Annotated in this window: 8 protein-coding genes and 1 rRNA gene; 8 read left to right on the forward strand and 1 reads right to left on the reverse strand. The window is 53.7% G+C overall.

Annotation, left to right across the window (positions count from 1 at the left end; translation table 11 throughout):
* Positions 1-16: 16 nt before the first annotated feature.
* Entirely contained in the window at positions 17-745 is a 729-nt protein-coding gene (locus H627_RS0114530) for a helix-turn-helix domain-containing protein (protein WP_027829195.1), read from the reverse strand.
* A 307-nt stretch (positions 746-1052) separates the two neighbouring features.
* Between H627_RS0114530 and H627_RS18610 the strand changes: the two genes are divergently transcribed.
* The 8 genes from H627_RS18610 to H627_RS0114570 form a co-directional block, all read left to right on the forward strand.
* On the forward strand, positions 1053-1580 hold the full coding sequence (locus tag H627_RS18610) for a S1 domain-containing RNA-binding protein (protein ID WP_035441258.1): 528 nt from the start codon (positions 1053-1055) through the stop codon (positions 1578-1580).
* Between the two features lie 271 nt (positions 1581-1851).
* Positions 1852-3192 (forward strand): tRNA lysidine(34) synthetase TilS, encoded by a 1341-nt coding sequence (gene tilS / locus H627_RS0114540; RefSeq protein ID WP_027829510.1) that lies wholly within the window; start codon positions 1852-1854, stop codon positions 3190-3192.
* A gap of 29 nt (positions 3193-3221) precedes the next feature.
* The gene (gene hpt / locus H627_RS0114545; RefSeq protein ID WP_027829511.1) at positions 3222-3758 is read left to right on the forward strand and encodes a hypoxanthine phosphoribosyltransferase; all 537 of its coding nucleotides are present in this window, start codon (positions 3222-3224) and stop codon (positions 3756-3758) included.
* 98 nt (positions 3759-3856) lie between these two features.
* Positions 3857-5986, forward strand: coding sequence for an ATP-dependent zinc metalloprotease FtsH (gene ftsH, locus H627_RS0114550; RefSeq protein ID WP_027829512.1), 2130 nt, complete (start codon positions 3857-3859; stop codon positions 5984-5986).
* A 114-nt stretch (positions 5987-6100) separates the two neighbouring features.
* The gene (hslO, locus tag H627_RS0114555; RefSeq protein ID WP_027829513.1) at positions 6101-6976 is read left to right on the forward strand and encodes an Hsp33 family molecular chaperone HslO; all 876 of its coding nucleotides are present in this window, start codon (positions 6101-6103) and stop codon (positions 6974-6976) included.
* A gap of 68 nt (positions 6977-7044) precedes the next feature.
* Positions 7045-8082, forward strand: a complete 1038-nt coding sequence (dusB, locus tag H627_RS0114560; RefSeq protein ID WP_027829514.1) for a tRNA dihydrouridine synthase DusB — start codon at positions 7045-7047, stop codon at positions 8080-8082.
* Positions 8083-8147: 65 nt separating this feature from the next.
* The gene (gene lysS, locus H627_RS18615; protein ID WP_081674955.1) at positions 8148-9662 is read left to right on the forward strand and encodes a lysine--tRNA ligase; all 1515 of its coding nucleotides are present in this window, start codon (positions 8148-8150) and stop codon (positions 9660-9662) included.
* Positions 9663-10186: 524 nt separating this feature from the next.
* Positions 10187-10329 (forward strand): 16S ribosomal RNA (locus tag H627_RS0114570); the annotation flags it as partial.

Below are 10329 nucleotides of genomic sequence, written 5' to 3' on the forward strand. Positions count from 1 at the left end.
TGCTTAGTATCGAGATTTACTTCTTTGGCGAGCGCCTCCACGGTACGATATTTTTCTTCTGCTGGGCATCCATCCTTTCGATTTCCTGGAGTTTTTTTAATATGGCGGCCTCCGTTGAGACGTATTTAAGACGGGCCTTGAGCCGTTTGATCTCTAGGTCCTTCTTCTCCATTTCAGTCAGCTGTCCGTTGTCTTCCTTGTCTTTACCGCGGCGATCAAGCAGCGCGTCCGGTCCGCCTTGTACATATTTTTTGACCCACGAATAAACCTGACCATAAGAGACCTTGAAGCGTTTGGTGGCTTCAATGTAATTCTTATTGTTGGCAATCGTCCATTCGGCTATCTCAATACGTTCAGCTTGACTTGTGTCCCGACCGTCTTTCACGGGTGTACCCCTCCTGTTAGTGGTGGCTAAAGATTTACCACTAGTATACAGGGAAACCCACTGATAGATCACACCATGGTTAGGAATGCCGTACTGTCGTGCAAGAGCAGGGGATGAGACTTTTCTTTCGAGAAAGGCACCGATCACTTCTAGCTTGAACTCTTCTGTGTAGCGCGTATGAGAATCTCTGGGCTTTAGACCCGCTTCCCCCTCCGCTTCATACCTTTCAACCCACTGGGTGATCTGATTATGACCGATGCCATACTTCTTTTGGACTGCTCCAGCAGCCATCCCTCCCTCAACAAGACCAATGTAGAAGAGCTTCTCCTCCAGCGTGTAACGTGAACCTCTTCGGCCCATAAGAAAACTCCTTCCTAAGCAAACAGGCTTTAATTATTTACCTGTCTACCCTAGAAGGAGTATACCCCGGCTTTGCCGCCGATGTTGTTAGGCGTTTTTGAGACGGCGGTTTTTGCCGGCTCAAAACGCCGTCATGGCGTTCCAGCCCCATCAGCCGCAGCTTGCGGAGCACTTGGCCCGGCGCCCAGAGAGCCAGCCTATCCCAGCTCTATTTTTTCGACCATTTTTGTTCAATCCGGACTACCACCCCGTAAACTTAAGTATGGTATACTAAATATACATTTCTATTAGGAGGAATTTTCCATTTATGGCGATTGAAGTTGGCGCTAAGGTCCAAGGCAAAGTCACAGGCATCACGAATTTCGGGGCCTTTGTCGATATTGGTGAACACAAGACCGGTCTAGTCCACATCAGTCAGGTATCTGACAAATTCATTAAGGATATCCACGACGTGCTCACTGTTGGCGACGAAGTCACAGTGAAAGTGATCGGCGAGCGTGACGGGAAGATCAGTCTGTCCATGCGCCAGGCGGTTGATCACCCGCACGAAGAGCATCGCAGCGAGGGTCGGCCGAACCAGCAGCATTCGTTCCACAGCAATAATAACCGCGAAGGCGGCAATCGTGGCGGTGCACCCCGGAGCAGTGCGCCTCATTCCGGCGGCGGCAATCGCAATTTCGGCCGCCGGGATAACCGGCGCGGCAGCCGCGAGGAACGGCCAGAAGGCTTCGACGGCATGCTTTCCAGCTTCCTGAAGGAAAGCGATGACCGCTTGACCTCATTGAAGCGCAACACCGAAGGCAAACGCGGCGGTCGCGGCGGCCGGCGCAGCTAACCGATTAATCTATTTTTGTAACACACAAGCTCTCCTTGGTACCTGCAAGGGGAGTTTTCTTTGTTTTGTTTCCGGATCAGATAGGATAATTATGATTTTGAGCGTATTTAGTGCTAAGTGCGTAGCAAGCGGAGGCAAAAGGGGCTCAGCCGTGCAACCACACGGCGGCTTGAAGACCGCGGTTTTTGCGGGCTTCAAGCGCCGTCACAGCGTTCCAGCCCCTTTTGCCGCAGCTTGCGGAGCACTTGGCACGGCGAGGGAGGAAAAGCAGATGCAGGCTCTAAACGTCTTAACCCGCACTGATTTTTGGCGCCAAGTCCAGCAGCAGGGACTGATTACGCCCGGTCAAATGATCGTCATCGGCGTTTCCACTGGCGTGGATTCTATGACGCTGCTGGACCTAGTGCAGCACGCCCCGACCGCACTGCACTTGCACATCGGCGTCGTATACGTGGACCATCAGCTGCGGGCTCAGAGTGCCACCGAGACGGCTTTTATTCAAGATTATTGTGCGGCCCGCAAACTGCCGCTGCATAAGGCCGTTTGGCAGCACGGGCCGCTGACCCATGGTGTGGAAGCGGCGGCCCGGGATTTTCGCTACCAAACCTTTCAAACGGCTCTGACTGACTGGCGGGCGAACACCCTGTGGCTCGCTCACCACAATGACGATGCTTTGGAAACGCTGCTGATGAAGCTGGCCCGCTCCGGCAGTGTGTTTGAACAGCCGGGTCTGCGGCTTGTGAGCCGGCGGCCCAGCTACACCATTATTCGGCCGCTGCTGCCGTATCCCAAGTCAGCGATTCGGGCTTATGCAGCGCGGCATCAGGTGCCGCATTATGAAGATGCGACGAATCAGGATGAGACGATCCAGCGCAACCGGATCCGGGCGGCGGTGGTGCCGGTTTTCCACGACTTGAATGAGCGCAGCGCGGCGCATTTGCTGCGGTACACGGAAGAAATGACCGCGGCCCAGGGCCTGCTGGCGGAGCGGTTGACCCAATTGGCAGCGACGATGGTCACCCGCTCAGCGGGCAGCGTCCATTTGGACCGGCCCGCCTTCAATGCCTTGCCCCGGGGTCAGCGCAGTCTGCTGCTGCAATTTGTCCTGGCGGATACGCAGCCATTGACCGGCCGCCAGTTGGCCCAATGCCTGGATTTGGCAGCCAGCAGCCAGGCGGCCGGCAGTGTTAATCTGGCGGCTGGCTGGCAGTTTACGATGACCTATCAGCGCATCACAATTACCCGGGAAAATCAGTCTCAAGTTGGGGGTATTTTTTTGCCCGTCAGCCTATCATTATTAGGTACTGTTTTTTATCCTGATGGGCATGCTTGGCATTTGGCCCCCGCTGGTCCCGGTTTGGCTGTCCCGGCTGAGGTGGTTTTACGCCACCGTCAACCGGGCGATGTGGTCCAACTGGCTAACGGGCAGCATCAGCTGCTCCGCCGCTTTCTGATCAATCAGAAAGTACCGCAAAGCACCCGCGACACCTTGGTGCTGGCGGCGGTCGGGGAACAGGTCTGGTATATTCCCGGGCTGTATATCCGGCAGGCCCACCAATTGTCTGGTATGGGCCAACCTGATACAATGAAGAGCATGTTGACATACTACTAATAAACACTACACAAATGGAGGACAGGGTTTTGCAGGAAGATATTGAAAAGGTACTGTATAGCCAAGATGAAATTCAGGCCACAGTGGCCCGCTTAGGGAAGGAACTGACAGCAGATTATCAGGGTAAGAACCCGCTGTTCATCTGCATTCTCAAGGGAGCCATCGTGTTCATGACGGATCTGATCCGGCATGTGGATGATTATGTGGAAATTGACTTCATGGATGTTTCCAGTTACGGCAACGCCACGGTTTCCAGCGGCGAAGTCAAGATTTTGAAAGATTTGGATACATCCGTTCAAGGCCGCGATGTCGTCATTGTTGAGGATATTGTGGATACTGGTGCGACCCTGCATTACTTGATCAAACTGCTCTCTACTCGGCAAGCCAAGTCTATCAAGGTGGTTGCTTTGATGGATAAGGTAGCCGGGCGCAAGCTGCCCGTGAAAGCTGACTACGTCGGCTTCGATGTCCCTAATGAATTCGTGGTGGGTTATGGCCTGGATTATGCGGAGAGATACCGCAATCTGCCGTACATCGGCGTGCTTGCCCCCCACGTATATGAATAGCAAGTTTCTTTCGTTTCTAGTGTCATTCGTGCTATGATGCTACTAGTGAAGCCCTTTTGCGCGTTTTTGAGCGTGCAGAATGTAAGGAGAATTTGTAGATGAAAAATCGTAGGAATGGCCTGTTTCGCAGTGGGCTGTTGTATTTCTTCATCTTCGTTGTACTCGTAGCGCTGGTCTCGACGTTTATCGGCGGGAACGGGAATGGATCCCGCTCTCAAGAAATCAAGTCCAGTACGTTCATTACTGAGTTGCAAGATAAGAAGATCAAAGATTTCAACATTCAGCCGTCGGGCAGTGTCTATAAGGTTTCCGGGACATACCGGGAACCGCAATCTGTATCGACCCCAAGTAACGGGTTCGGTCTGTTCCAAACTGGCAGCGGCACCACGACCGTTACTAATTTCACCACCACCGTTTTGCCCAACGACGCGACCCTGAACCAGATTCGGGTTACCGCTAAGACAGCGGACGTGTCATACTCCACCAGCAGCGAGTCTAATTCAGGGTTCTGGCTGCAAATGCTGTTCTACTTTGTCCCGACGATCCTGGTGATCGCGTTCTTCTGGTTTATGATGAACTCTGCTAATCAAGGCGGAGGCGGCAATGGCCGAGTCATGAGCTTTGGCAAGTCCAAGGCCAAGCCGGAGGATCCGAAGAAGAACAAGGTTCGTTTCTCCGATGTCGCTGGGGCGGAAGAAGAGAAGCAGGAACTGGTTGAAGTAGTTGAGTTCTTGAAAGATCCGCGGAAATACTCTGCGTTAGGGGCCCACATCCCGCATGGGGTCCTGCTGGAGGGGCCTCCGGGTACTGGTAAAACATTACTGGCCCGGGCGGTTGCCGGTGAAGCCGGCGTACCGTTCTTCTCCATTTCTGGTTCAGACTTCGTCGAAATGTTCGTCGGGGTCGGCGCCAGCCGAGTGCGGGATCTGTTCGATAACGCCAAGAAGGCGGCACCGTCCATCATCTTTATCGATGAAATCGATGCTGTCGGCCGGCAGCGGGGCGCAGGCCTCGGCGGCGGTCACGACGAACGGGAACAGACTTTGAACCAATTACTGGTTGAAATGGATGGGTTCACTGGCAACGAAGGCGTCATCGTCATCGCTGCCACGAACCGGGCCGATGTCCTGGATCCCGCCTTGCTGCGGCCAGGTCGATTCGACCGGAAAGTATTGGTTGGCCGGCCGGATGTCAAGGGCCGGGAAGCCATTCTGCGCGTTCACGCGAAGAACAAGCCGTTGGCGCCGGATGTTGATTTGAAAGTCGTTGCCCAGCAAACCCCTGGTTTCGTTGGGGCGGATCTGGAGAACCTGCTGAACGAAGCGGCCTTGGTCGCGGCGCGGCGCAATAAGACTCAGATCGATTCCTCGGATATCGATGAAGCCACCGATCGGGTGATCGCTGGGCCGGCGAAGCACGACCGGGTGATCAGTCCCAAGGAACGCAATATGGTCGCTTACCACGAAGCGGGCCATGCCATCATTGGGCTGGTGCTCAGTGATTCGCGGACCGTGCGCAAAGTCACCATCGTACCCCGGGGCCAGGCTGGCGGTTATGCCATCATGCTGCCGAAGGATGATCAATTCCTGGTCACCAAGAAAGAGCTCAACGAGCAGATCGTGGGCTTGATGGGCGGCCGGACAGCGGAAGAAATTATTTTCGGTACGCAGTCCACAGGTGCGTCCAATGACTTTGAACAGGCGACCCAGATCGCCCGGGAAATGGTCACCAAGTACGGGATGACGGAGCGATTGGGTACAGTGGCCTTGGCCTCTGACAGCCAACCCTTCGTCGGTGCGGAATACGGGCAAGCCCCGGTTTATTCCCAAGCCACCGCAGCGGCCATTGACGATGAAGTCCGGCAATTGATCGACTCCGCCCATAAGCAAGCGTACGAGATCATCGAAGGCCACCGCGCCCAGCACAAGGCCATCGCTGAAGCATTGCTGAAGTATGAGACCTTGAACGAGAAGCAGATTCTCAGTCTGTTCAATACTGGCGAAATGCCGGCGGATCAGACGGACGAATATCCGTCCGAACAATCGGGGACGTTTGAAGAAGCCAAGAAGGCTTTGGAAGAACGCGACCACGAGAAGTCCGAACAGGAAGCTGCGCATAACCCGAGCAGCACTGCTGCCGAGAATCCAACGGCAGAGAGTGCCAGTGCGAGTGACGCGGCGAGTGCTTCCGCGAGCGATGCACCACAAGATCCTAACGATCACGCATAATATTGTTTCAGAAAACGGCGTTTCCTTCCGGGAACGCCGTTTTCTTGTCTAAATCCGTTCGGCCCTCTATAATGTAAGGTCGATTACCTTGTGCGAAAGAAGAAGGAGGAAACCATGGCAGATTATCTAGTTAAAGCAGTCACGACAGACGGCCATCTGCGGGCATTGGCCCTGGATGCCACCCAAACGGTGGCCGAGGCCCAGCAGCGCCATGACACATATGGCGCCGCCAGTGCGGCCCTCGGTCGGACCTTGGTCGGGACGATTTTGTTGAGTACGGCACTGCTTAAGGATGACGGCGAAGAGACTCTAACCACCCGGGTTCTGGGCGATGGTCCCGTGGGCGCGATCGTTGCTGTCGGCACACCCGCAGGAACTGTCAAAGGCTACGTGCAGCACCCCCACGTGCAGCTGCCGCTGAATACCGTGGGTAAGATCGATGTTCGCCGCGCAGTGGGCAAGGGCTTGCTGGCCGTTACCAAGGACATGGGACTCAAGCAGCCCTTCACCGGCCAAGTCCCCCTCGTCTCCGGCGAACTGGCCGAGGATTTTAGCTATTACCTGGCCAAGTCGGAACAAATTCCGTCCGCGGTGGGCCTGTCCGTTTTTGTCCAAGCCAACAATACGATCGGTGCAGCCGGCGGCTTCATGATTCAAGCCCTGCCCGGGGCGTCCGATGATGAGCTGACTAAGATTGAAAAGAGTATTCGGGCGCTGCCGCTGATTTCCGAAATGATGCGGGCCGGGGACACACCGGAAGATATTTTGACTAAAATCTTCGGCGCCGATGAATTAAAGTTCCTCAGCAAGAGTCCGGTCGCCTTCAAGTGCGACTGTTCTAAGGAACGCTTTGCCAAGTCCATCAAAGCACTGGGGTCTAAGGAAATTAAACAAATGATCGCGGCGGACCACGGTGCCGAAGCGGTCTGCAAGTTCTGCGGCAACAAGTACACATATTCTGAAGCAGACTTGCGGGCCATGCTGGCCTAACCCGTTTTGCACCCGCGATTGAATATTGCTATGATGACTAAGCTAGGCATAAAGGAGTAATAGATTTTATGGAATGGAAAATCGGTTCTGTCACCATCCCCAACCAGATCGTCGTCGCCCCTATGGCGGGGATCACGAACGCCGCCTTTCGGGTGACCTGTAAAGAGTTCGGCGCCGGCTTGGTCGTCTGTGAAATGATCAGTGACCGGGGTATTATGTATGGGAACAAGAAAACCTTGTCGATGCTGTTTGTCGACCCTCGGGAGCATCCGATCAGCATTCAGATTTTCGGCGGGACCAAGGAGACCTTGGTTGCAGCCGCAAAGTTCGTTGATCAAAATACCGCCGCTGATATTATCGATATCAATATGGGCTGCCCGGTGAATAAAGTCGTCAAGACCGATGCCGGCGCCAAGTGGCTGCTGGATCCCAATAAGGTGTATGAAATGGTATCCGCCGTTACGAGTGCAGTGTCGAAGCCGGTGACGGTGAAAATGCGTACCGGCTGGGATGAAGACCATATTTATGCGGTCCAAAATGCCCTAGCGGCTGAAAAAGCAGGCGCTGCCGCCCTGGCCATGCATGGTCGGACGCGGAAACAAATGTACCGGGGCAAGGCCGATTGGAACATTCTAGCCGACGTGGCGGACCATTTGACTATTCCGTTCATGGCCAACGGCGACATCCGGACCCCGCAGGACGCCAAGTATGTTTTGGATAATGTGGGGGCAACAGCTGTCATGGTCGGTCGCGCCGCCTTGGGCGATCCGTGGATCTTGGGCCAAATGAAGACTTATGTAGAGACCGGTGAGCTATTACCAGATCCAACCCCCGAGGAAAAGCTGACTACCGCCCGGCTGCAATTGCATCGGCTGGTGGAACTGAAGGGTGAAAAGGTTGCGGTGCCGGAGTTCCGCCAGCAGGCCGCCTATTACCTCAAAGGCATTCCCCGCGCCGCCCAAGCCCGCGCGTCGCTGAATGAAAAGTGGACGGAAGCAGAAGTTGACGCGGTACTAGATCATTTTGAAGAAGAAGTACAGGAATACTTGGCCCACCGAGCAGCGCGCAAAGCAGAACGCGCGGAACAAGCTCGCCAGGCCGGCTAATTTAGAATATCGAGGAGGAGCACGCAGTGGCTAATCAAAAAGATGGTCAAGTGAACGACCAGATCATGGTGCGTCGCGAAAAGATGGAAGAGTTGCGGAAGTTAGGGATCGACCCCTTCGGCAAGCGCTTCGATACAACGACGAACGCCCAAGAATTGCATACCAAGCTGGATGAAGAAGATAAGGATGTCGTGAATGCCCACACTGTTCGGGTGGTTGTTGCCGGCCGAATGATGAGCAAACGGGGTAAAGGCAAGGTTGGTTTCGCCGATATCCAAGACCGTACGGGCCGCATCCAGATCTATGTCCGTAAAGACGTCGTGGGCGAAGATAATTACTATATCTTCAAACGCTCCGACTTGGGCGACTTCTTGGGGATCACCGGTACCATGATGAAGACTGACGCCGGTGAACTCACGATCCGGGCCGAACACGTCACCTTCTTGACCAAAGCCTTGCGTCCGCTGCCTGATAAGTATCATGGTTTAACGAACGTGGAACAGCGCTATCGCCAACGCTATCTGGATCTGATCACGAACCGGGAGAGCTATGACCGGTTCATTAAGCGCAGCCGGATCATTTCGGCCGTCCGGGAATTTCTGGACGCTAACGGCTTTATTGAAGTGGAAACCCCTGTCCTGCATACTCAGGCTGGCGGCGCCTCTGCTCGGCCGTTTGTGACTCACCACAACGCGCTGGACATTGATCTCTATCTGCGGATCGCTTTGGAATTACACTTGAAGCGGCTAATTGTCGGTGGTATGGAACGGGTCTATGAAATTGGCCGGGTTTTCCGGAACGAAGGCATCGACACGAAGCACAACCCGGAATTCACCGAATTGGAGTCTTACGCTGCGTATTTTGATTTCACCGACGTCATGGATGAAACTGAGGGTATTTTCCGTTACGCGGCCAATAAGGTCTTAGGTTCCGGCAAGGTGACTTATCAGGGCGAGACCGTCGATTTGGATCAGCCGTTCAAGCGGGTGCACATGGTGGATGCTATTAAGGAAAAGACCGGTGTCGATTTCTGGCCGGAAATGTCCGTGGCTGATGCCCAGAAGCTTGCTGACGAGCATGGTGTGAAGTACGAAGGGTACTGGAAGGTCGGGCACATTATCAATGCCTTCTTCGAACAATTTGTCGAAGAGACACTGAAAGAACCCACCTTCATTTACGGTCATCCCATCGAAATCTCACCGTTGGCGAAGAAAAACAGCGACGATCCCCGGTTCACCGATCGGTTCGAGCTGTATATTTTAGGCAATGAATACGGTAATGCCTTTACCGAGTTGAATGATCCGATTGACCAGCGAGAACGGTTTGAAGCCCAAGCCGCCGAACGGGCTGCTGGGAACGATGAGGCTCAGGGCATTGATGAAGACTTCATTGCCGCTCTGGAATACGGGATGCCGCCCACGGGCGGTCTCGGCATCGGCATTGATCGGCTGGTCATGCTCTTGACTGATGCCCCGTCCATCCGGGATGTCCTCTTATTCCCGACGATGCGGCCGGATACTACCGATGATGCTGAAGCTGATGCTATCGCCGACGTGCACGAAGACAATCAGAAGAAATAGATCATTTGAGCAGAACTGCGACCACAGTTCTGCTTTTCTTTTACAATTTTTTCGACCATTTTTGGACACGTTTTTGACGCAACGTTCGGTCCGTATCAGTCGTGGCGTTTTTTGTTCCCCTCCGGCACGGGAACAGGTTGATTAAATAACGAACTTTAATGGCGCAAATTGTATATTTCGTTATGAATTTAGCTTAAAAATCCATACTTGCTTTTTATCCAAGTCGTTGGTAATATAGTTAAGTCATGTGATGCGGAGGCGTTACAAAGGTTGTCAGCTAGCGGTTTTCGAAAATTGCTTGTTGACACAGCCGAGACAACATGATATATTATCAAAGTTGCGTTTTTACGAAAGCAACAGCAACGCAGGCCTTTGAAAACTGAACAAAGTTTTGACGAACGGATCACATATCTTCCTTCGGGAAGATAAGCAATCCCACAAATGTATCGGTACTCAGCTTCGGCTGAGGCAACATTTGCGAATGTCAATTTCGCAAGCAAGTAAATTTATTGAGCCGCAAACTTTTAAATGAGAGTTTGATCCTGGCTCAGGACGAACGCTGGCGGCGTGCCTAATACATGCAAGTCGAACGAGGTTTGGTCAGTTTGCGGTGGTGCTTGCATCACCAATTACCGATCAAACCGAGTGGCGGACGGGTGAGTAACAC

The sequence above is a fragment of the Schleiferilactobacillus harbinensis DSM 16991 genome (assembly GCF_000425885.1).
GTDB classification, from domain to species: Bacteria; Bacillota; Bacilli; order Lactobacillales; family Lactobacillaceae; genus Schleiferilactobacillus; species Schleiferilactobacillus harbinensis.

Coding starts and splice junctions, on each gene's coding strand:
- H627_RS0114530 (WP_027829195.1), bottom strand. CDS start 745: ATGGGCCGAAGAGGTTCACGTTACACGCTGGAGGAGAAGCTCTTCTAC.
- H627_RS18610 (WP_035441258.1), top strand. CDS start 1,053: ATGGCGATTGAAGTTGGCGCTAAGGTCCAAGGCAAAGTCACAGGCATC.
- tilS (WP_027829510.1), top strand. CDS start 1,852: ATGCAGGCTCTAAACGTCTTAACCCGCACTGATTTTTGGCGCCAAGTC.
- ftsH (WP_027829512.1), top strand. CDS start 3,857: ATGAAAAATCGTAGGAATGGCCTGTTTCGCAGTGGGCTGTTGTATTTC.
- hslO (WP_027829513.1), top strand. CDS start 6,101: ATGGCAGATTATCTAGTTAAAGCAGTCACGACAGACGGCCATCTGCGG.
- dusB (WP_027829514.1), top strand. CDS start 7,045: ATGGAATGGAAAATCGGTTCTGTCACCATCCCCAACCAGATCGTCGTC.
- lysS (WP_081674955.1), top strand. CDS start 8,148: ATGGTGCGTCGCGAAAAGATGGAAGAGTTGCGGAAGTTAGGGATCGAC.